Below are 22904 nucleotides of genomic sequence, written 5' to 3'. Positions count from 1 at the left end.
GCAACACTTATTCAGCCGAACGGTAGCCGGCGACGGGCATCGGTAACTTCAGCAGTACACCATAGCAGAGCGCTGCCGCCAGCACACCCACCACAGGAGGCAAGACCGGGGAGAAATAGGCGGCGGCAGAACCGATCGCATAGGCTGCCAGCCCCTGCCAGTTAAAATCAGGCAAGGTAACACTGCTGAGTAACGGATATTGCCCTTTATGACGCAACCAGAAGTCCGCCATAATCACCCCGCCAATCGGCGGTATAAAAGTGCCCAGGAGAATCAGGAAAGGAATCAGAAAGTTATACATGCCACCAACAGCCAGAACCGTCCCGATTGCCGCACCACTCACTGTTACCAGCTGTCGACGGTCGGTACGCAACAGATTACAGCCCGCCACCGCAAAGTTGTAAATGGTGTTGTCCTGTGTGGTCCAGATATTCAGGAACAGCATCAACACCGCCAGCACCACAAAGCCCTGTGCCAGCATGACATCAACGATATCCGCCTGCTGATAAATCAGTGCCCCCAGCGCACCGGTAAACACCATCAAGCCATTGCCGACAAAGAAGGCGGCCAGTGTCGCCAGTACCGCCATTTTCGGACTGGCGGCAAAACGACTCCAGTTGGTTGCCTGAGTACCGCCGCTGACAAAAGTACCGATAATCACTGTTACCGCAGCAGCAAAGCTCATACTGCCACTACCGGACTGCCCAGCCAGACTGCCCCATCCGCCAATATCCACCCAGCCTTTATAGAGGCTGATCAGAATAAACAGCATCATGGCAGGTACCGCAAAGCGCGACAACCAGTCCAGCCCCTTGTAACCCACCATCGCGGTGGCACAAAACGCAAAGCCGAACAGGATCATCAACGGGATTTCCAGGCTTTCTGGCAGCCCGGTGGTTTTAATCAGCACAATCGACAGCGTTGCCGTACCCCAGGCATACCAGCCTATCTGAGTAAAACCCAGCACAAAGTCGGACAGTTTGCTGCCCTTTTCACCAAAGCAGAAACGCCCCATTAACACCGAATTCAGGCCGCTTTTACAGGCAATGTACGCCAGTACCGCTGCATAGCTGCCCAGCAACAGGTTGCCGACCAAAATCACCAGCAGGAGCTCGTTAAAGCTGAATGCAGCACCTAAGGATCCGCCCGCCCACATGGTGGCGGTAAAAAAGGTAAAGCCAAGCAATACCAGGGAGGTAGACAGCAACCCCTTACGTGCCCCGGCGGGGACTTCACTGAGTGGATAATCCGTTTCTTTCATTTCACTATCCTCTGTTTAAGTCGGGATACAGCATCTGTATGTTCAGCAAAGGGCATGCCAGCACTGACAGCCCCTGTCAGGTTGTACTAGCGTGCCTCTCCATGCGGGTTGCGTGGATCATTCAGCCAGTTCATATAGGGTTTGTCAGCGTCACGGCGCACCATGGTGATGCAATCATTGACCGGACAGGTAATTTGACACAGATTACAGCCGACACATTCAGCTTCAATGATATCGAACTGGTTCGTTCCATCGGCTTTGGATGTCAGGCTGATGGCCTGATGTGAGGTGTCCTCGCAACTGATATAACAGCGCCCACAACCAATGCAGCTTTCCTGATCGATGTTGGCGACAATCTTGTAGTTCATATTCAGGTATTTCCAGTCAGTGGTGTTCTGTACCGCCAGACCACGGAAATCCTCCAGTGTCTGGTAGCCTTTGCTGTCCATCCAGCGACTGAGTCCATCCTGCATTTCGGTCACGATACGGAAACCATGCACCATTGCGGCCGTGCAAACCTGTACAGAGCCCGCGCCCAGCGCAATAAATTCAGCCGCATCCCGCCAGGTACTGATACCACCAATACCAGAGATTGGCAGTCCCTGCGTTTGTGGATCACGGGCAATTTCTGACACCATGTTCAGTGCAATGGGTTTAACCGCCGGGCCACAGTAACCACCGTGGGTGCTTTTACCATCCACAATCGGCCGGGCCACCATCTGGTCCAGATCTATCCCGGTGATGGAGTTAATGGTATTGATCAGCGACACGGCATCTGCGCCTCCGGCATGCGCTGCACGGGCAGAAAACCGAATATCGGTAATGTTCGGTGTGAGTTTGACGATCACCGGTAAACGGCTGTAGGTCTTGCACCAGCGCGTTACCATTTCGACAAACTCCGGCACCTGACCGACAGCCGCACCCATGCCGCGCTCCGGCATACCGTGAGGACAACCAAAGTTGAGTTCCAGACCATCTGCTCCGGTTTGCTCAACCAGCTTGACGATGGTTTTCCAGGACTCTTCTTCGCAAGGAACCATCAGCGATACCACCAGCGCCCTGTCTGGCCAGTTTTTCTTCACCGCTTCGATTTCGCGCAGGTTGATTTCCAGGCTGCGGTCAGTAATCAGTTCGATGTTGTTGAAGCCGGTCACCTGCCCGGTAGCATCATAGATGGCCGAATAGCGTGACGACACATTCACGGCAGCCGGGTCTTCACCCAGGGTTTTCCATACCACGCCGCCCCAGCCTGCTTCAAAGGCACGCTCAACGTTATATGCCTTGTCAGTCGGAGGTGCGGATGCCAACCAGAAGGGATTAGGGGATTCAATACCGGCAAAACGTGTGAATAAATTAGCCATGTGATATCTCCCCAATTCAGGCTTGAGTGATTAAGAGTTGATGGATGGACTCGGCAGCCAGCTTGCCTTGCTGAACGGCTTCAACGGTAAGGTCTTCGCCGACAGCGGTGCAATCGCCCCCGGCAAATACACGCTCCAGTCCCGTATGAAAGCGCGTATCAACCGCCAGTTTGCCAGCGTCAAGACGAAGCTGTTCCAACTGTGCATCCTCCGGCATTTCCAGCGTCTGGCCCACCGCCTTGAAGATCGCATCACAGGGCAGGACGTCGCAATGAGGCAGATCGACCAGTGCACCACCTTGCATCGCGGTGCGCCGAAGGTGAATCGCTGCCACACCCCCCTGATCATCCAGGGTGATCGCTTCCGGGCGACACCAGGTCTTTATCCGCACCTGATGGTCACGCGCGATCTGCTGCTCATGATCTGTCGCACTCATGCTCTCGGTGCCGCGCCGATACGCCAGCGTCACCTCTTCACACCCCAGACGGCGTAGCTGACAGGCGATATCGACAGCGGTATTACCGGCACCGATCACCACAGCATGCTGAGGTATATTCAAGCCGTTCAGATCCGTGGCCTGCCTCAGCACCCGTATATAATCCACAGCATTCTGTACACCGCTGGCCAACTCATTTTCCAGGCCCAACTGTCGTGTTCCCTGCAAGCCTATTGCCAGAAAAACGGCATCAAACCCGGACTGCAACTCTGCCAGGCTCAGATCCCGCCCTAACGCCTGACCGGTATGCAGGGTAATACCACCGATCCCCAATACAAACTCAACCTCTCGCGCCGCAAAATCATTAGTCATTTTGTAACGTGCGATGCCATATTCATTCAGGCCACCCGCTTTCTCACTGGCTTCAAAAATCTCAACCTGATGGCCTTTCATCGCCAAACGGTGCGCACAACTTAAACCGGCAGGTCCTGCGCCAACGACAGCGACCCGCTTTCCTGTATCGGGTGCCCGGTCAAAGGGATGCCCGGTAAACTCGGCATGATCAGTCGCATAACGCTGCAGTAATCCGATCAGTACCGGTGCGCACTCGGCTTCTTTATTGCGAACACAGGCCTGTTCACAGAGAACTTCCGTTGGACAGACCCGCGCACAACTACCGCCCAGAATGTTGCTGCTGTAGATGGTCTGTGCAGCTCCCTGAAGGTTGTCGGAATGAATTTGCTGGATGAAGCTGGGAATGTTGATATCACTGGGACAGGCTTTGATACAGGGTGCATCGTAGCAGTAAAGGCAGCGGGCACTTTCCAGATGTGCCTGCCGCTCGGTCAGCGGGGGATGAATATCACTGAAGCAGGCATCAATATCCTGCGGTGGTGACACCAGGGTCACAGGGGGTTGAAGGCTCATTGTCAGGTTCTCCGGTTATCACTGAGATGGTCGGTTCATCGTTGTTATAATCTGGAAGAATGCAGACTCCGTGCCATCTTCTGACCAATCGGTCAGAAGATTTTATAAATCTCACATACAGAATTGATTTATAAAAAATTTAACCCATAAAAAAGTACTTCAAACGATACATTTAAGATTAGTTTTATGAATCAGACTTGCTCTGATGCGGTTTTTTCTGCACTCTTTTCAGGCATTGCAGCCTATTTTTGTGCCCGATCCGGTGCCTTTTTCAGTGAAATTGATTCGATATGAGTGTTAAAAAACGATCTGTCAAACCTGTCCGCCGCAGTCTGGCCAAAATCCGCAAGGATAACTCCGACCAGATACTCAAGGTTGCAGAGCGCCTGTTCAGTGACAAGGGCTACAGTGGTACAACCATTTCCGCCATTGCCAAAGAAGCCGGTCTGCCCAAAGCCAATGTGCTTTACTACTTTCACACCAAAGACGCCCTGTATAAGCGCGTGCTCAGCAATATTCTGTCGATCTGGATGCTCAGCATGAATGACATGACTGAGGACCAGCATCCACGCGATGCATTGCGCAGCTATATCGTCAAGAAGATTCGTCAATCCAAGGAACACCCCCATGCATCACGTATTTTCGCTGCCGAGATTCTGCATGGGGCTCCCTATCTGCGTGAGCAGCTGGAAACCGATTTAAAGGAACAGTTTCAGGCCACCTGCCAGGTGTTTCGCCACTGGATTTCGAAACAATGGATGGACCCGGTCAACCCGGAGCACCTGATGTTCATGCTCTGGTCTTCGACACAGGCCTATGCTGATTTTCAGGTTCAGAGCAGCATCATGCTGAGCAAAACCGAACTGGACGACCAGGACTTCAATGAAGGCGCTGACCTGCTCGTCCGGCTGGTATTGAAAGGGTGCGGTATCAATCAGGTATAGCGTTTAGAGCTGGCTGACCTTCTGCAGTACCTGAGGTGCGTCAACACCTTCAATCGCCACGACTTCAGCCATCTGCAGCATGGCGTTGAGTAACACTGAACAACCCGCTTCACACTCCTCTGCCGTGGTAGACTCGATTTCATTGTGGCTGATACCATTCAAACAGGGGGTAAACACCATACTGGTCGGTGCAAAATCAGAGACATAACATGCATCATGACCGGCACCGGCAATAATATCCATGTGGCTATAACCCAACGCCGCCGCAGCGGTACGCACCGCCTCGATGCACTGCGGCGCAAAGGGAATCGGGGCATAATACCAAATCGGTTTCAGCTCAATTTTGACACCGGTTTCCTGCGTCAGTCTGGCGACTGTTTCCTGCAACTGCGCATCCATATCACTTAACGCGGCATCATCAGGATGACGCAAATCAACACTCAGAGTCACTTTACCCGGAATCGTATTACGTGAGTTGGGTCCAACCTGCATGAAGCCCACCGTGCCGCATCCCGGTTTATGCTGTTGCGCGATCGACTGCACTGCCAGAATCAGCTCTGCACTGCAGGTCAAGGCATCGGTACGCAGATGCATCGGCGTGGTACCGGCATGCGACTCCTGCCCGGTCAACTCAACGTCGTACCAACGCTGCCCCTGCCCGCCTGTTACGACTCCGATAGTCTTGCCTTCAGCCTCCAGATAGGGTCCCTGCTCGATGTGGGTTTCAAAAAAGGCATGATACTGACGCCCCGTTACAGGCGTTTCACCGGCATAACCGATACGCTCCAGCTCATCGCCCAGGCGTTTGCCCTCCACATCCACCTTGTCGAGAATCTCCTGCAGCGTAAAACGTCCAGAGACGACGCCTGATCCCATCATAGCCGGTGCAAATCGTGAACCTTCTTCATTGGTCCAGACCGAAATCTCAATGGGATGACGGGTTTTGATACCATGGTCATTCAGGCTGCGGACCACTTCCAGCCCGGACAGTACACCAAACACCCCGTCAAACTTTCCACCGGTGGGCTGGGTATCCAGATGACTGCCTGTGCCGACAGGTGGCAGGCTCATATCCTCACCGGGACGTGTCGCCATGATGTTGCCTACCTGATCGATTTTTACCGTACAACCCGCTTCTTCTGCCCAGCGGATGTAGAGATCACGGCCCTGCTTATCCAGGTCCGTCAACGCCAACCGGCAACAACCGCCTTTATCCGTTGCACCAATTTTGGCCATCTCCATCAAGCTGTCCCATAACCGCGCTTTATTCACTTTCAAGGCTTTCATGCATCCCACCTTCCTTATCTGTCATTGCCATCTGGACTGCCAGTCCTGTTGTTTCGTGCTGAACTGGCGCATAGAACATGCCATGCAAACTTCTGACCAAATGGACAGAAAGTTCATTAAATTACATTTATACATTTGATTTTTAAATACTTAATACTTGATCAACTGAAATAAGAGGAAATGAAAGCACAACACATACAGCTGGCATGTTCAAAAAATGCACGTTTTTGAGTCATCCAGCCCCGTGATTGTGCAGAGCGATCCAGATACTTTTTGCTGAAAAAATCTGAAAATCCATAGAGATAAAAATATTCATATTTAAAAACAGAGTATTACAAACAAAAACCACAAACTTCTGTCCATCTGGTCAGATTATTGCATTAACCCCGTCATTCGCAGCAAACGTCTGCTGCTGTTCGCTTAGAGTGTTCTGAAGGAGTCAAACCATGGGTGTATTGATACAAGGCGGTCTGGTAGTCAACGCAGACCAGAGTCTGATGGCCGATGTCTACTGCGAGGCTGGCAAGATTCAGCAAATAGGCAGCAACCTTCAAGTCCCCGAAGGAACCGAGATTGTCGATGCCAAAGGTCAATATGTCATGCCTGGCGGTATCGATCCGCATACCCATATGCAGCTGCCTTTTATGGGTACGGTTGCCAGTGAGGACTTCTACACGGGTACAGCGGCGGGACTGGCCGGTGGTACCACGATGATCATCGATTTTGTCATTCCGTCACCTCAACAACCCCTGATGGAAGCCTATCAAACCTGGCGGGAATGGGCTGAAAAATCAGCAGCCGACTATTCCTTCCATGTCGCAGTGACCTGGTGGGATGAGTCAGTATATGAGGATATGGGGACTCTGGTACAAGAAGAAGGGGTCAACTCATTCAAACATTTTATGGCCTATAAAAATGCCATCATGGCGACCGATGAAACCATGGTCAACAGCTTCAATCGCTGCCTGGAACTGGGTGCCATGCCGACCGTACATGCCGAAAACGGTGAGTTGGTCTACCATCTGCAACGCAAATTGCTGGCGGCCGGCCTGAAAGGCCCGGAAGCGCATCCGCTGTCACGCCCGAGTGAGGTGGAAGGCGAAGCGGCCAACCGGGCTATCCGTATCGCACAGTCGCTGGGCGTTCCCCTCTACCTGGTACATGTTTCCTGCAAAGAAGCCGTTGATGAGATTGCCCGTGCCCGTCATGAAGGGCAGCGTGTTTATGGTGAAGTGCTGGCAGGCCATCTGGAACTGGATGACAGTGTCTACCGGAATCCGGACTGGTCATTCGCTGCCGCCCATGTCATGAGTCCGCCTTTCCGCCCCAAAGAGCATCAAGCCGTGCTCTGGAAAGCACTCCAGGGAGGCACTTTGCAAACCACCGCAACAGATCACTGCTGCTTCTGCGCTGAACAGAAAGCAGCCGGAAAAGAGGATTTTTCCAAGATACCCAATGGCACCGCCGGTATTGAAGATCGCCTGATGGTGCTGTGGGACTCCGGTGTAAATAAAGGTCGTTTGACGGTGAATGAGTTTGTCGCCGTTACCTCTGCCAATACGGCAAAAATCTTTAACATCTTCCCGCGCAAAGGCTGTATTGCCGTGGGGGCTGATGCCGACATCGTGGTCTGGGACCCCAACAAGCAGCACACGCTGTCTGCCAAAACACACCACCAGAATATTGATTTCAACATCTTTGAAGGGCGCACCGTGACCGGCGCCCCCTCCCACACGCTGAGCCAGGGACGGGTGGTCTTCAAGCAAGGCACCTTGATGGCCGAACGCGGTGCGGGACGTTACATCAAGCGCCCGGCATTCCCGGGGATTTTTGAGGCCATTGAAAAATATAACGCTGAACAGGCCCCGACTGCTGTTGAACGCAGTCTCTGATTCAGGCGAGAGAGGAACACCTGTCATGCATGCTGTCAAACTGCAACCGGAAACATCCAGTCCGACAAAGCCTCATCGTCTGATGATCGGTATCGACGATCTGTCCCTGGTATTTGAGACCAATGATGGCCCGGTACACGCACTATCACATATCAACCTGGATATTCACCAAGGGGATTTTGTGTCCTTTATCGGCCCATCCGGCTGTGGCAAAACCACCCTGCTGCGTGTCATTGCCGATCTGGAGCAACAGACCAGTGGCACTATTCATGTGGGCGGCACATCACCTCAGGATGCCCGGTTGAACCGCCTGTATGGCTATGTGTTCCAGGCACCAGCACTGTTTCCCTGGCGTACCATTGCCAGCAATTGTGCCTTGCCGATGGAAATTTCTGCCCAGCCAAAATCCCATCGCCAGGCACAGATTGACAAGTACCTGACGATGGTGGGGCTGCAGGACTTCAAGCATAAATTTCCCTGGCAACTGTCTGGCGGTATGCAGCAACGCGCTTCAATTGCCAGAGCCCTGTGTCTGGAACCCGAACTGCTGCTCATGGATGAGCCTTTCGGTGCACTGGATGAAATCACCCGTGACCACCTGAATATGGAACTGCTGAAAATCTGGAAAGCCACGGGTAAAACACTGGTTTTCGTGACCCATTCAATCCCGGAAGCCGTGCTGCTGTCCACCCATATCGTGGTGATGTCACCGCGTCCGGGACGCATCATTAAGGTGATTGAAAGCCCCTTACCACGTGACAAGACGCTGGCCCTGCGCGATAGCGAAGCCTTTCATGCGCTGGCCGCCGAGATACGTCAGGCACTGGCCAGTGACCATCAGATTGATTGAGGGGCAGGCGATGAAACAACAGTTGAAGTCACTCACCCAGACTCAAGGCTTCGCCGTGCTGACGCTGGTACTGGGTATTCTGGTGATCTGGTATATCGCAGCCCTGCTGATGAATGGCAATCAGATGATCAACATGCTCGAACGCACCGGTCAAAGCTGGACCTACATTCAGGTACTACAAGGTGCCTATAGTATTCAGCGCCCACCCTTGCCCGTTCCTCACCAGGTCGCCATGGAACTCTACCAGAGTGTATTCAATCAGGCAGTTACCTCACGCCGTTCGCTGGTGTATCACAGCATGATTACCCTGGAATCCACCCTGCTGGGCTTTGCACTGGGCTCATTGCTGGGCATTTTAATTGCGGTCGGCATCGTGCATAACCGCACCCTGGATGCCAGTCTTATGCCCTGGGTGATCGCTTCACAGACAGTGCCTATTCTGGCGATTGCACCCATTGTTGTGGTGGTACTGGGTTCGATGAACCTGACCGGTGTTCTGCCCAAAGCAATGATTTCCATGTACCTGTCGTTCTTCCCTGTTGTTATCGGCATGGTCAAAGGGCTGCGCTCGGCCGATAAGCTGCATACCGAATTGATGATCACCTATAACGCCAGTGCGCAACAGATGTTCTGGAAGCTACGCTGGTTTTCAGCACAGCCCTATCTGTTTGCCAGCCTGAAAATTGCCATTTCAGCCGCCCTGGTTGGTGCCATCGTGGCCGAGTTACCGACCGGTGCTCAAGGTGGCCTGGGCGCACGCCTGCTCAGTGGTTCCTACTATGGCCAAACGGTGCAGATTTGGGCTGCTCTGGTGATTTCTGCCTTGCTTGGCTGGGCACTGATTACGCTGGTTGGTATGGCTGAACGCCTGGTGCTCAACAGACGAGGATTACGTGGATGAACCGACTCTTAACCCCTTTGGCCATCTGCATCCTGCTGGCACAAACATGGATCGCCTTGCACTTGCCTAAAGGCTTCTATCAGGATTCATTTCTGTTACCGGTGTTGCTGATCGCGCTGCTGGCTGCGGCCCACCTGATGAGCCGACTGACCGCGCTGGCCGATAGTGGCAGGCCTTGGCAGCGTCCCTGCCAACTGGCTGTGCCGACACTGTTTGGGCTGATGATTCTGCTGGTCTGGGAAGCCATCGTGCGTGGCTATGATGTACCCCTGGTACTCATGCCAGAACCCAGCCGGGTGTTTGTCACGCTGGGCAACAACCTGCCACTGCTCTGGGCGGACTTTCAACAGACATATCTGAAGGCGGTACTGGCAGGTTATCTGATGGGCTGCGGTCTGGGATTTGTGGCCGCTAAACTGGTAGTGCGCAGTCCCTTCCTGCAAAAGGGGCTGCTGCCGCTGGGTAATTTCATGGCTTCGATCCCGATTATCGGTATCGCCCCGATCATGGTGATGTGGTTTGGTTTCGACTGGCAATCCAAGGCGGCTGTCGTGGTGGTCATGACCTTCTTCCCGATGCTGATCAACACGGTCGCCGGACTGCGTTCTGTAGACCCATTGCACGCCGACCTGATGCACACCTATGCAGCAGGCAAAGGGCAGATTTTCTTCAAAAACCAGCTCCCTCAAGCCATGCCGTTCATTTTTAATGCGCTGAAACTGAACTCCACGCTGGCCTTGATCGGTGCCATTGTTGCCGAATTTTTTGGCACCCCCATCGTCGGTATGGGCTTTCGCATCTCGGCAGAAGTTGGCCGCATGAACATGGATATGGTCTGGGCAACGATCTTCGTTGCTGCCCTGGCTGGCTCTTTGAGTTACGGGGCGTTAGCCCTTTTGGAACGCCGGGTGACCTTCTGGCACCCTTCTGTACGACGTGAACGCTGAATTCTATCCCAACCTAGTCAAATGAGGCACAACCATGAAAAAAACGATCACCACCACGGCTGTCGGAATCGCTTTGGTAGCAGCCGCTTTTTCCGCTCAGGCAAATGACAAGCTGACACTTCAGCTCAAATGGGTTACCCAGGCGCAGTTCGCGGGCTACTATGCCGCGCTGGATCAGGGATTCTATCAACAAGCAGGTATTGACCTGACCATCAAGCCCGGTGGACCGGATATCGCACCCGCCCAGGTTCTGGCAGGTGGTGGCGCCGATGTTGTAGTTGACTGGCTGCCGTCAGCCCTGGCTACCCGTGAGCGTGGCCTGCCTCTGGTGAATATCGGTCAGATCTATGACCGCTCGGGCATGATGCTCACCTGCCTGAAATCCAGTGGTATTGAAACACCGGAAGACTTTGCGGGCAAAACACTGGGCGTGTGGTTCTCCGGAAATGAGTACCCTTTCCTCAGCTGGATGTCGAAACTGGGGTACGAAACCACTGGCGGGGCTCAGGGTGTCACCGTACTGCGTCAGGGCTTTAACGTCGATCCACTGTTCAATGGTCAGGCTGATTGCATCTCCACCATGACCTATAACGAGTATGGTCAGGTACTGGACGGTGGTCTGACACCTGAACTGCTGACACTTTTCCCGTATGAGGATGAAGGGGTTGCCACCCTGGAAGACGGTTTGTATGTGCTGGAAAGCAGTCTGGAAGATCCTGCCAAAGTGGATGCACTGGCACGTTTCCTGAAAGCAACCGTACAGGGCTGGGAATGGGCGCGGGAGAATCCTGAAGCCGCAGCCAACATCGTGCTGGAGTATGATGATTCAGGTGCTCAGACCGAGGCACATCAGGTACGCATGATGACCGAGGTCGCGCAACTGCTGAGCAGCGGTGAGCAGGGTATTGGCTATCTTGATCCAGCGGCGTTTGATCGCACCGTAGAAGTACTGCTGGGCAGCGACTCGTCTCCAGTCATTACCCAGGTACCGGAAGGCGCCTACACCCATACAGTGTTTGACGCCATGAAGGCTCTGGATTAATCCGCGACAACAATCACCCGTACCGCGTCCAGACGCAACCGCGCGTTCTGCAGCCCCTGCTGCAGGGTGCGGGTGTCCAAACGATGTGCCTCCAGTTCAGCCTCATCCACGGCAGGATTCACACGCGCCAAGGCCTCCAGTCTCTGGTAAGCCGCATCACGCTCCAGGGACAGCGTCTGCAAGGCTGTCTCTCGCAGCACGGGCAAACGGGCATCAGCCAGCTGCTGTGCCTGCTGTAACTGTACTGTGATCTTGTCGCGTACCATCCGAACCATATTTTGAGACGTTGAGAGTTTCAGCGGCTGCGCCAGCTGATTCAGCGGCTGATGTCCGAGAACCTCGCTGAGATCACGCCCTTCCGAATCCAGCAACAAACGCACATAACCACCCGGCAGATAACGCGGCAGTTGTAATGCACGCGGTACAGTCAGATTCAATTCATAAATGGCTTCCAGCAACAGAGTACCCGGTGGCAAGGCAGGCAACTTCAGCATGCAGATTGCATTGTTACCCATCTCGTTATGCGTCAGCATCTCCATCAGCTCGATCATCAACGGATGTTCCCAGCTCATGAACTCAATCTCTTCGCGCTGCAGGGCCTCTTCACGACTGAATGTCAGCGTCATGCCTTCTTCAGGCAACTCGGCCAGTTGACACAGCATATGCTCACCGGGATGCAGTACCAGTCCATGGCGACCGTGTGGCTGCAAACTGATCCCGAAACGATCAAATAACCGCTCGGCATAGGTCTGAATCCGGCTCACATCATCCTCAGACTGCATGGCCTGGAGTACCTGATCTGCACGCTCCGCATTGAAACTGCTCATTTCCAGCAGTCGATCCCGTCCCTCGGCCAGCTCCTGTTCAAGCGCTTCACGTGCTTCCTGAGTAGCATGCAGCAGAGACTCAAGCGCAGCGGCATCTTCAGGTTGATGCATGGCTGCATGCAACGGCTGGGCAAACCGCTGATACAGAGCATCACCCACTGCACAGACCCGTTCAAATGCATTCAGGCCCTGGTGGTACCACTGCATCAACACATCGGTAGGACTCTGGCGATAGTAGGGCAGGTGAATCTGTACATCCTGTGTCTGACCAATACGGTCCAGACGCCCGATGCGTTGTTCCAGCAAATCCGGGCTCAGAGGCAGATCAAACAGTACCAGATGATGACAAAACTGGAAGTTACGCCCTTCACTGCCAATTTCAGAGCAGATCAGCACCTGGGCGCCCAGTTCCTGATCTGCAAAATAGGCAGCACTGCGGTCACGATTCACCAGGCTCATGCCCTCATGGAACACACTGGATCTGACCCCCAGGCGCAAACTCAGATACTCATCCAGTGCTACAGCCGTCTCGGCATGAGCACAGATAACCAGGACTTTGTCACGACGATGCTGCTTCAGCCAGTCTTGCAGCCAGGCGACCCGGGGGTCGACGCTGATCCAGTCGGTGCCCAGATGCCGCTCAGGATGCAGCAAGGGTTCCAGTTGTACATCCGCCCCCTGAGGTGCATAAAAATTGGGGGCCAACAACGGGTAACCCTGAAAACGACGCGCCGGAAAACCCTCCACAGTGCGACGGGTATTACGAAACAACACCCGGCCTGTGCCCTGCTGATCCACCAGCTGGTGAATCAATCGATCCAGCAAGTTGTCCTGTGACAAGGCCGGAGCGGCCAGCCAATGAGTAATGGCTTCTTCCCCCAGTCGTGCTGCCAGCTCACGCTGTGTATGGCGATCCTGACGCAAAAACGCCGCACCACCTTCCAGCAACGAGCCAATCAGATGGTTCAAATGAAAATACTGCTGCTCCTGCTCCAGAAACCGGTCCAGATCCGGATAACGCTCAGGGTCCAGCAGGCGTAGCCGGGCATAGTGCCCTTCCGGCCCTAACTGCTCGGGAGTCGCAGTCAGCAACAGCAGCCCTTCGCTGCGCTGTGCCAATCGCTCAACACAGTGGTAGGCATGGCTGACCACCTCTCGGCTCCAACCCAGATGATGGGCTTCATCCACCACTAACAGATCCCAGCCTGCAGCCACTGCCTGCTCAAGACGTGCGGCATCCCGGGTCATCAACGAAACCGGCGAAATCACCCGTTGGGCAGACTCGAATGGGTTATCGTGACCAGACGCCTGTAACGCTTCACAGCGTTCAGCATCCAATAGTGAAAAGGTCAGATTGAAACGGCGGTGCATCTCCACCAGCCACTGATGCAAGAGTGAGTCCGGCAGCAAAATCAGCACCCGGCGGGCTCGTTCACTGATCAGGCGCTGATGCAGAATCATCCCGGCCTCAATAGTCTTGCCAAGTCCGACCTCATCGGCCAGCAGTGCACGTGGTACCGGGCGGGAAGCCAACTCGGCAGCGATATAAAGCTGGTGTGGCAATAAGGCCACCCGTGCGCCCAGCAGGCCATAGGCAGGTGACTGTTCCAGACGGTGACGGTGTTCCAGTGTCTCGACACGCAGTTTAAATAGCCCGTGACGGTCAATCTGACCGGCAAACAACCGTTCCTGGGGCTTGCTGAAATGGACCGCACTGTCGAGGTGCAATTCCGGCAAAATCACCTCATTCCCGGCCGCATCCTCACCCAGATAAATGAAGCAGCCATTATGCTCGATGCGTTCACGAACCTGGATCACCACGCCTTCGTCACTGTAAATCTCTTCATCGGCTTCATAACAGACACGGCTCAAGGGAGCATTATCAATGGCGTAGGTACGTACCTCACCCGCTGCCGGAAAACTGATCTCTACTCGACGATTGGCGGACTCCACTACAATCCCCAACCCCAGATCCACTTCGGTGTTACTGATCCACCGCTGCCCCGGCACAAATTCAGTCTGAGACAATCTGAAACCCTCTGTCACTCTGTAAAAAGGACACCATGATAGGCGCAGTTACGCAGGAGTTCAAAGGCTGATCGTGATTCCTGAAACTCTGTGCAATAATAGGCGCTTTGTTGCCCTGTAACGGATACAGACAGACGCCCATGACTCAGACCAACGATGTGATTGCCTACCAGGGGCACGAAGGTGCCTACTCTCATCTGGCTTGCTGCCGAGTTCACCCTGAACTGCGTGCCCATGCCTGTGAAAGCTTTGTCGAAGCCATGTTTATGGTAGAACGTGGCGATGCTCGCCTGGCCATGATTCCACTGGAAAACTCAACAGCCGGACGTGTCGAGGAAATCTACCGGCTGATGCCAAAAACCCAGCTGCATATTATTGGCGAGCATTTTGAGCCAGTGAATCATTGTTTGCTGGCCCTGCCTGGCACCAAACTGGAAGCGTTACGCACCATCGCATCACACCCTCAGGCACTGGCCCAGTGTGACGGCAATATCAAAAAACTGGGTTTGCAGCCAATCGCCGCACTGGATACCGCCGGTGCTGCACATGAACTGGCAGAGAGCCGCCAACCCGGGCATGCGGCGATTGCGTCCAGCCTGGCGGCTGAACTCTATGAGCTGGAGATTCTCAATCCGAATTTTCAGGATATCAGCGGCAACACCACCCGCTTCATGATCCTGGCGCGCGAGAGCCGCATGCCGGCCTTTGAAGAAGGTCAACACTACATTACTACGCTGATGTTTCGCGTCCGTAACATTCCGGCAGCGCTGTACAAGGCGCTGGGAGGCTTTGCCACCAACGGTGTCAACATGGTCAAACTGGAAAGCTATATGGCCTCCGACACCATGCAGGTTTCCAGCTTTCACCTCGATGTTGAAGGCCATCCGCATCAGGCGGCCATGCAGCATGCCTTACAAGAGTTGAATTTTTTTGCCAGTGAAGTCCGGATTATGGGGACGTACAAGGCACATCCTTTCCGCAAACCGGGCTGATAGCCCGGAATCACCCGCTTTAAACATCCGGGGCGCCGGTTTTGCAGTGCACAGAACGCTTATCAGCGCTCCTCTTCTTGAGTAATGCATTGATCTGCAGGCTTTTAGATCTTTCGCATGCTGCAATGCACAAAAAAATATTTTATTAGAATGAAAAAATCTAACAGTAGGTGATTTCCCTATTGTGCGGCGCACAAAATTGAACTATCTTTAAATTGTCCTGAGCTTCAGGACGCGAAAAAGTTGTTCCTTTCCGGATTCAACCTTATCGCATCCCATCTCTCAACTCTTCCTGAGTTGTATGCACTTTGCTTGCCCCTCTTCGGAGGGGCTTTTTTTTGACAGGTCACAGCCCAAGAATGGCGGTAGCGATACCAAAATACACCAGAATACCCGCAGCGTCGGCAATCGTTGCAACCAGAGGAGCGCTGGCTGTAGCTGGATCGAAGCCAACACGCTTCAGAACAAACGGCAGGCTCAAGCCCAAAAGACTCCCCATCATGACCACAGCGACCATGCTCAACGCCACAATCATGGCAATATCCTGTCCACCTCGATAATGACCAATGAAGGCAACAGCAAATGCCATGGTCAAACCAAGCGCCAGAGCAATAAGTATCTCCCGTCCAAACAGCCTCGCCCAATCGGAGAGCTCCACATCACCTGTGCCCAAAGCACGCACCATCAGTGTCGAAGCCTGAGAGCCGGCATTACCGGCACTACCGATCAGCAACGGCATAAAGAACACCAGAACAGCATATTTGGAGATGGTATCTTCGTAGATCGCGATACCGGCAGCTGTAAAAATATTGGCAAACACCAACAGCAGCAACCAGAAGATACGTTTACGATACAGCATAAACTTGGACGCATCTTTGATGCTGCCTTCCAGACCACTGATTGAACCCCCTTTCAGGATGTCCTCAGTTGCCTCTGCTTCAGCAACGTCCATCGCATCATCGTAGGTCACAATACCGACCAGGCGCTGCTGATTATCAATGACTGGCAATGCCAGCAAGTCATAGCGGCTGATCAGCCTGGAGGCATCTTCCTGCTCCTGATCCGGAGACATGGTGATCAGTTCAGATACCATCAGATCGCTGACCAGGGCGGTAGGACGACTGACAATCAGTTCACGCAGAGAAACGGTTCCTACCAGGCGATGGAGCTTATCCAGGACGTAAATCTGATAGATGGTTTCGGCATCCGGCGCGGTTTTACGTACCTTGTCCAGTGCCTGCAGTACTGTATCAGTCACTGGTACGCTGGCGTAGTTACTGGTCATGATGGCACCGACAGTACCATCCTCGTATGAGGCCATACGACGCAAGTCTTCGCGCTCCTCCTGAGCCATCAACTTGAGAACAGCAGTCTGACGATCCTCATCCATCAGGTTAAACAGGTCAGCACGCTCATCTGACTCCATACAGTTCAGCAACTGAGCCAGACCTTCGGCAGTCATTTCCTCGGAAACGTCAAACTGGGTATTAAGCGGCAGGTAACCAAAAACTTCGGCGCGTTCTTCGATATCAAGATGGGCCAGAATTTTGAGGCTGACATCCACCTCTTCTTCATGCAGAAATTCGGCCAGATCCGCCGGTTGAAACTCCACCACCAGCGATTCGATGGCGACGGTGTCCTGCTTCTCCATTGCATCGCGCAAGGATTCAGAGAGTTCGGCGTAATTCATTGTCAGTCTCCAAAGCAGGCTCAGCACCCACCCGAACGACTGTCTTACAGATCAGCGAAGAGGAGGGCTTGTGTTGAGCAGGCAGATATCAGTTGATTGATGTTAAAGCAACATCGGCTGGGGTCCATGATGATCCTCAGATTAAACCCTATGAATGTGTATAATATATTGAAAAAAGACGCATTTTGTCAAGAAAGCGAGCGAAATTGTCACTTTCTTGACACATTTGACCGAGCGTTCACTGCAGCACTCTTCAGGCAGGTCCGCTATTACCTGCCCCGGACACTAGCCACCCTGCAACAGCGACTGAGCTTTCTCTTCACCCAGATAGTCCACCATGGCAGATGACAAATGTGTCACCCAGTCCTCTCCCTGTCGCTCCAGCATCAGCACACGTAACCCCATCGTTTCAGCCAAAGGCAGTCCCTCAGTACCCAGAACCATCATCGCAGTCGCCCAGGCATCGGCATCCATATTTTCCGGCGCCAGCACTGTGACCGATGCCACACGATGATCAATCGGCCAACCGGTCACCGGGTTAATGGTATGGGAGTAACGCTGCCCGGCCACCTCAAAATAATTGCGATAGTCACCCGAGGTTGCAACCGACATGTTGGTGACAGGAATAATGTGATGCGCTACCTGTACGCCACTGTGAGGCAGCTCAATACCGATACGCCAGCTCTGCTCAGCCGCTCGCTGACCGGCAGCAACAATATCACCACCGATATTCACCAGATAGTTTTGCAGCCCTTCAGCGGCAAGATAACGCGCCACTTCATCGACACCAAATCCCTTGGCCACACCCGACAGATCGATAAAAAAATCGGCCTGCCGACGTGCTGTACCCGCTTCAGAGTCCAGCTCCAGCCCCTGATAACCGGCAGTTTCCAGTCGAGCCGCCAGCAACTCCGGCTCTGGAATAGAGTCTGGGCGCTGCTCCGGTCCAAAGCTCCACAGGTTTACCAGATTACCAACTGTGATATCAAAGGCTCCGTCACTCTGAGCGGATATTTCCTGACTCAACGCCAATACACGCATCAGATCGGCTGAGACCGGGCGCCACTCACCTACCGGATGCGCATTGAGTTGCATCAGCTCCGATTCCGGCTTCCAGGTAGACATCTGCCAATCTACGCGCTCCAGAGTTTCCTGAATGCCCTGACGCAACTCGGTGAGACGACTATCGCTGACAGGATCCGCCAGCGACACCATCCAGAAGGTACCAAAAATCGCACCTTCCAGGCGTTTGACTTCAGATTCTGCAGGCTTGTCAGTACAACCTGCCAACACCAGAATCGATAACAGGATGAATGACAGCACGCCATAGCGCATCGGATTCATTAACGATTTACCTCTGTTGATTGAGCCTGCTCTTGCTGACGCAGATAGCGGGCTTCCATTTTTTTCAATACACGCGACACCGCAACAAAGCCGAACGTCGCTGTCACGCATGTCGCTGCACCAAAACCGCCAGCACAGTCCAGACGCGATGGACCATCCGTTTCCGGCTTGCGATGACAGACGCTGCCATCAGCCTGGGGATAGCGCAGCTGCTCCGTGGAGTACACACAGTCGATACCAAATTTGTCAGTCTTGCTGAACCCATGATGGCGACGTAACACCGAACGCAGTTTTGCGGCCAGGGGGTCCTGCGAGGTCCGAGTCAAATCTGCGATACAGATCTGGGTGGGGTCAACTTGCCCACCCGCACCACCCAGGGTAATCACCGGAATCTTGCGGCGCTTGCACCAGGCAATCAGAGCGGCCTTGTCACGCACGTTATCGATGGCATCTACGACATAGTCTGCATTATCGTCTATCAGCTCAGCCAGATTGGCCGCCTGAATAAATGCCGCACGCTGATGCACCTGACAATAGGGATTAATGGCCTTGATACGGTCCGCCATGACCTCGACTTTCATCTGCCCGATGGTCTGATCGGTGGCATGAATCTGACGATTGATATTACTGATGCAGATATCGTCTAGATCAATCAGGGTGATTTCACCTATCGCTGAACGTGCCAGCGCTTCAGCCACCCAGGAGCCTACACCTCCGATTCCCACAACCACGACATGTGCCTGACGAAAATATGCTGTCAGCCCCTCACCGTAGAGCCGTCGCGTTCCACCAAAGCGCAGCTGATAATCCTGATCAGCTTGTTCAGAAAACACCTTGCCTACCATCCCATTACCTGCTTCACAAACGGCACGGTGATACGTCGATGGGCACTCAGGGAGGCATGATCCAGCTCATCCAGTACCTTGAGCAACTCGGTCAGATCCCGCTTGCCATGGTGCATGATATAGCGCAGAACCTCATCACTCAGTTCAAACCCCCGGCTTGCAGCCCGCGCCTTGAGCGTATCGATTTTGGCGGCTTCCTGAATAGGCTGCACCTGGAACACCAGCCCCCATTGCAGGCGGGAAGTCAGGTCAGGCAACGCCAGCTGTATACCTGCAGGCGACTGAGTGGCCGCCACAATCAAACGTACACCCGCTTCACGAAGCCGGTTAAACAGATGAAACACGGCCTCTTCCCAGACTGCCTGTTGTGCGATCAGCTGCAGGTCATCAATACAGACCAGATCCATCTGTTCCAGGCCGTCAAACAGCGAGGGCTCAAAGGCGATCAGCTCCTGCAACGGCAAATAGGCGGCCTGACGCCCCAGCGCATCAGCCTGATGGCAAGCCGCCTGGAGCAGATGGGAGCAGCCACTGCCGGAGTGTCCCCACAGGTATAAAACCGGATCACCACCGCCCGCAGATGAGGCCTTCAAGGCTTCACACAGCAGTCCATTATCACCGGTCACAAAGTTTTCAAAACGGGCCTCTTCACGTAAAGAGATACCCAAAGGCAACTGTACAGGAGGTGTCAGTTCAGACATGTTTCAGTTCCAGAAAAATTCCAGTTGTCCATCTGGCAAGGCATTGAAACGGGGGTGGCGTTGCAGCTCGCCGCGCAGACCACTGACCGCCCCCTCATAATCAATACTGACTCGTAATGTACCGGCATTAAAACTGACGGGGCGTATCGACTGACTGCCAAACAGTTCACGCAGTTGCGCCATGGCATCCAGAAAATCAGCGGGCTGATCCAGACGATAGAGTGTCAACAAATATCCGGAAGGGGCCATGACCGGGGCCAGCGCCAGGGGGGCCGTCAGTTGATCAGGTTCAGCGGCAACCCGGTCAGACAGTTCTGACACAAATGCCAGCAGACGCTCCGCCTGTACAGGCCAGTCACCCTGCGTCGACAGGCTTTGACGATCACCCTGGTGCCAGATTAGCCATTCAGTGAAGGGCTCTGCGCCCTGCGCATCTATGCGTGCCAGCACAATATAATCCGGGGCATAGCGGGCGGAAGCGGCCAGCACTGCCTGCGCGTCTCCCTGCCATAGACGGTCAGCCGTTATCGCCTGTTGATCAGTCAGGTCCATCAACGGAGACAGCACTGAAACCGGCGACGCAACCTGACGTCGCAGCTCGCTGGCCAGTGGATGAGCAGCCGGAGCCACATCGCGCACACCCGCCTGCTCCTCTGCCATCCACACCAGCAGCGTGTCAGCCACCACTGCATGACAGGGTAGCAGCATCAGCAAAAGTGCCAGGATAGATTTTCGGTTCAATGGCTTGCGCGCACTCAGTTTATTGAACATTGAATTCCGCCCGCTGGTTTTTTTATCTGTTTCATCAATAAAATGTGCGACAACTTTAACACACAATAGCCCAGTCACCAGCAACCTGATAAACTTGCGGGCTGAATTTCTTCTTCTCATCCGTGATCTAAAGGTCGGATACGCCATGTCTACAGATTCTGCAAAAACATCACTCAGTTACAAAGATGCGGGTGTCGATATCGACGCCGGTAACGCACTGGTCGAGCGCATCAAGGGTGTCGCCAAACGTACGGCTCGCCCGGAAGTACTGGGTGGACTCGGTGGTTTTGGTGCCTTGTGTGAAATTCCGGAAGGCTATCGCAAGCCGGTGCTGGTCTCTGGCACCGATGGTGTAGGCACCAAGCTGCGTCTGGCGATGGATCTGAACACCCATGACACTATTGGTATCGACCTGGTTGCCATGTGTGTCAATGATCTGGTTGTCGCAGGCGCGGAACCCTTACTGTTTCTCGACTACTACGCCACAGGTCGTCTGAATGTGGACATGGCTGCTGACGTTGTCACCGGTATCGGCAAAGGCTGCGAGCTGGCAGGCGCTGCTCTGGTCGGTGGTGAAACGGCTGAAATGCCCGGCATGTATGAAGGTGATGACTATGATCTGGCCGGTTTCTGTGTCGGCGTGGTCGAAAAAGATGGCATCATTGATGGCTCCAAAGTCGCCGCCGGCGATGCACTGTTGGCACTGGCCTCCTCTGGCCCTCACTCCAACGGCTACTCACTGATCCGTAAAATTCTGGAGTTCAGCCAGGCTGACCTGCAACAGCCGATGGGACACACCAGTCTGGCCAAGGCGCTGCTGGAACCAACCCGCATTTACGTCAAACCCCTGTTGCAGCTGATCAAAACACTGCCTGTACACGCGCTGTCACACATCACTGGCGGTGGCTTGCTGGAAAACATTCCGCGTGTCCTGCCAGCCGATGCCAAGGCCGTCCTGAACACCGACAGCTGGGCGCTACCGCCTGTATTCAAATGGCTGCAGCAGGCAGGCAATGTTGAAATGACCGAAATGTACCGTACCTTCAACTGTGGTGTCGGCATGGTCATTGCTGTGCCTCAGGCACACAAGGCTGACGCCCTGGCACTACTGAATCAACTGGGTGAAACTGCCTGGGAAATCGGCGTTATCGAAACTGCCGCTGCCGGTGAAGCTCAGGTTGAAATGCGTGCAGGTGGCAGTGCATGAGTAAACGCATCGTCGCCCTGATCTCTGGCAGCGGCTCAAACCTTCAGGCTATTCTGGATCACTGCCAACAAGGCAGCATTCAGGGTCAGGTGGTTGCGGTGGTCAGTAACCGCGACGATGCCTTTGGTCTCAAGCGCGCAGAGATGGCCGGGGTTCCTGGCCATTTCATTGATCATCGTCGCTTTGATGGTCGTGAAGCGTTTGACCTGGCCTTGATCGATCAAATCGATGCCTACCAGCCGGATCTGGTTGTACTGGCAGGCTTTATGCGCATCCTCAGCCCAGGCTTTGTTCGTCACTATAGTGGACGCCTGTTCAACATCCACCCCTCACTGCTACCACGTTACAAGGGTTTGAACACACATCAGCGTGTCATGGATGCCGGAGATCCGGAACATGGCTGTACCGTACATTTTGTCACCGAGGAACTCGACGGTGGCCCTCTGGTCATACAGGCCAGAACAGCCGTTCTGACTTCGGATGATTCAGCCTCGCTTCAGGCACGCGTGCATACGCTGGAACATCAGATTTACCCCTTGGCTGTCAGCTGGTTTTGTGCCGACCGACTGCAGCAAACTGACGAGGGCGTTCAGCTGGATGGCGTGCTGCTGCCTGCCTCCGGCTTTCAGTTGGAAACCTGATATCAAGAGA

Annotated in this window: 19 protein-coding genes; 9 read left to right on the top strand and 10 right to left on the bottom strand. The window is 54.0% G+C overall.

Going from position 1 to position 22904, the window contains the following annotated elements; translation table 11 throughout:
* Positions 1-7 precede the first annotated feature (7 nt).
* From codB to ADINL_RS14450, 3 genes are all read right to left on the bottom strand, one after another.
* Complete coding sequence (gene codB, locus ADINL_RS14460) at positions 8-1261, bottom strand: cytosine permease (RefSeq protein WP_036549628.1); 1254 nt, start codon at positions 1259-1261, stop codon at positions 8-10.
* A gap of 86 nt (positions 1262-1347) precedes the next feature.
* Entirely contained in the window at positions 1348-2622 is a 1275-nt protein-coding gene (gene preA / locus ADINL_RS14455) for an NAD-dependent dihydropyrimidine dehydrogenase subunit PreA (protein WP_036549626.1), read from the bottom strand.
* Positions 2623-2638: 16 nt separating this feature from the next.
* Positions 2639-3985 carry an NAD(P)-dependent oxidoreductase gene (locus tag ADINL_RS14450; RefSeq protein WP_051632862.1) on the bottom strand — a complete coding sequence of 449 codons (1347 nt, stop codon included), beginning with the start codon at positions 3983-3985 and terminating at the stop codon, positions 2639-2641.
* 290 nt (positions 3986-4275) lie between these two features.
* Here ADINL_RS14450 and ADINL_RS14445 point away from each other — a divergent pair, with 290 nt between their 5' ends.
* Positions 4276-4929: a TetR/AcrR family transcriptional regulator gene (locus ADINL_RS14445; protein ID WP_051632861.1), complete on the top strand. Its 654-nt coding sequence runs from the start codon at positions 4276-4278 to the stop codon at positions 4927-4929.
* 3 nt (positions 4930-4932) lie between these two features.
* On the opposite strand, the gene ADINL_RS14440 is transcribed toward ADINL_RS14445, so the two are convergent.
* A complete protein-coding gene (locus ADINL_RS14440) occupies positions 4933-6216 on the bottom strand; it encodes a Zn-dependent hydrolase (RefSeq protein ID WP_051632860.1) in 1284 nt (427 codons plus the stop codon).
* A gap of 446 nt (positions 6217-6662) precedes the next feature.
* Here ADINL_RS14440 and hydA point away from each other — a divergent pair, with 446 nt between their 5' ends.
* The 5 genes from hydA to ADINL_RS14415 are packed head-to-tail and all read left to right on the top strand — an operon-like array spanning position 6663 to position 11848.
* Positions 6663-8108, top strand: coding sequence for a dihydropyrimidinase (gene hydA, locus ADINL_RS14435; protein ID WP_036549624.1), 1446 nt, complete (start codon positions 6663-6665; stop codon positions 8106-8108).
* A gap of 25 nt (positions 8109-8133) precedes the next feature.
* Entirely contained in the window at positions 8134-8958 is an 825-nt protein-coding gene (locus tag ADINL_RS14430) for an ABC transporter ATP-binding protein (protein ID WP_084154546.1), read from the top strand.
* Between the two features lie 10 nt (positions 8959-8968).
* A complete protein-coding gene (locus ADINL_RS14425) occupies positions 8969-9859 on the top strand; it encodes an ABC transporter permease (RefSeq protein WP_036550229.1) in 891 nt (296 codons plus the stop codon).
* The gene (locus ADINL_RS14420; protein ID WP_084154545.1) at positions 9856-10806 is read left to right on the top strand and encodes an ABC transporter permease; all 951 of its coding nucleotides are present in this window, start codon (positions 9856-9858) and stop codon (positions 10804-10806) included. Before ADINL_RS14425 ends, ADINL_RS14420 begins: the two co-directional genes overlap by 4 nt.
* 34 nt (positions 10807-10840) lie before the next feature.
* Entirely contained in the window at positions 10841-11848 is a 1008-nt protein-coding gene (locus tag ADINL_RS14415) for an ABC transporter substrate-binding protein (protein WP_036549622.1), read from the top strand.
* Here the strand turns inward: ADINL_RS14415 and rapA are convergent.
* Positions 11845-14703 carry an RNA polymerase-associated protein RapA gene (rapA, locus tag ADINL_RS14410; RefSeq protein WP_036550224.1) on the bottom strand — a complete coding sequence of 953 codons (2859 nt, stop codon included), beginning with the start codon at positions 14701-14703 and terminating at the stop codon, positions 11845-11847. The genes ADINL_RS14415 and rapA overlap by 4 nt on opposite strands.
* Positions 14704-14843: 140 nt before the next feature.
* Between rapA and ADINL_RS14405 the strand changes: the two genes are divergently transcribed.
* Positions 14844-15695, top strand: coding sequence for a prephenate dehydratase (locus ADINL_RS14405; RefSeq protein WP_036549619.1), 852 nt, complete (start codon positions 14844-14846; stop codon positions 15693-15695).
* A 346-nt stretch (positions 15696-16041) separates the two neighbouring features.
* On the opposite strand, the gene mgtE is transcribed toward ADINL_RS14405, so the two are convergent.
* The 5 genes from mgtE to ADINL_RS14380 form a co-directional block, all read right to left on the bottom strand.
* Positions 16042-17385 (bottom strand): magnesium transporter, encoded by a 1344-nt coding sequence (gene mgtE / locus ADINL_RS14400; protein WP_036549616.1) that lies wholly within the window; start codon positions 17383-17385, stop codon positions 16042-16044.
* Positions 17386-17670: 285 nt separating this feature from the next.
* Positions 17671-18729, bottom strand: a complete 1059-nt coding sequence (locus tag ADINL_RS14395; RefSeq protein ID WP_036549614.1) for an FAD:protein FMN transferase — start codon at positions 18727-18729, stop codon at positions 17671-17673.
* Complete coding sequence (gene tcdA / locus ADINL_RS14390) at positions 18729-19574, bottom strand: tRNA cyclic N6-threonylcarbamoyladenosine(37) synthase TcdA (protein WP_051632859.1); 846 nt, start codon at positions 19572-19574, stop codon at positions 18729-18731. The genes ADINL_RS14395 and tcdA overlap by 1 nt, the downstream gene beginning before the upstream one ends.
* Positions 19568-20275, bottom strand: a complete 708-nt coding sequence (gene hda / locus ADINL_RS14385) for a DnaA regulatory inactivator Hda (protein ID WP_036549611.1) — start codon at positions 20273-20275, stop codon at positions 19568-19570. Before hda ends, tcdA begins: the two co-directional genes overlap by 7 nt.
* 3 nt (positions 20276-20278) lie before the next feature.
* Entirely contained in the window at positions 20279-21046 is a 768-nt protein-coding gene (locus ADINL_RS14380; protein ID WP_161667758.1) for a DUF2066 domain-containing protein, read from the bottom strand.
* Positions 21047-21191: 145 nt separating this feature from the next.
* On the opposite strand from ADINL_RS14380, the gene purM reads away from it, so the two are divergent.
* Both purM and purN read left to right on the top strand, forming a co-directional pair.
* Complete coding sequence (purM, locus tag ADINL_RS14375; protein ID WP_036549606.1) at positions 21192-22253, top strand: phosphoribosylformylglycinamidine cyclo-ligase; 1062 nt, start codon at positions 21192-21194, stop codon at positions 22251-22253.
* Positions 22250-22894 carry a phosphoribosylglycinamide formyltransferase gene (gene purN, locus ADINL_RS14370; protein WP_036549604.1) on the top strand — a complete coding sequence of 215 codons (645 nt, stop codon included), beginning with the start codon at positions 22250-22252 and terminating at the stop codon, positions 22892-22894. Before purM ends, purN begins: the two co-directional genes overlap by 4 nt.
* Positions 22895-22904 lie beyond the last annotated feature (10 nt).

Source organism: Nitrincola lacisaponensis (genome assembly GCF_000691225.1).
GTDB classification, from domain to species: Bacteria; Pseudomonadota; Gammaproteobacteria; order Pseudomonadales; family Balneatricaceae; genus Nitrincola; species Nitrincola lacisaponensis.
This window is presented reverse-complemented; position numbering and strand designations above follow the sequence as displayed.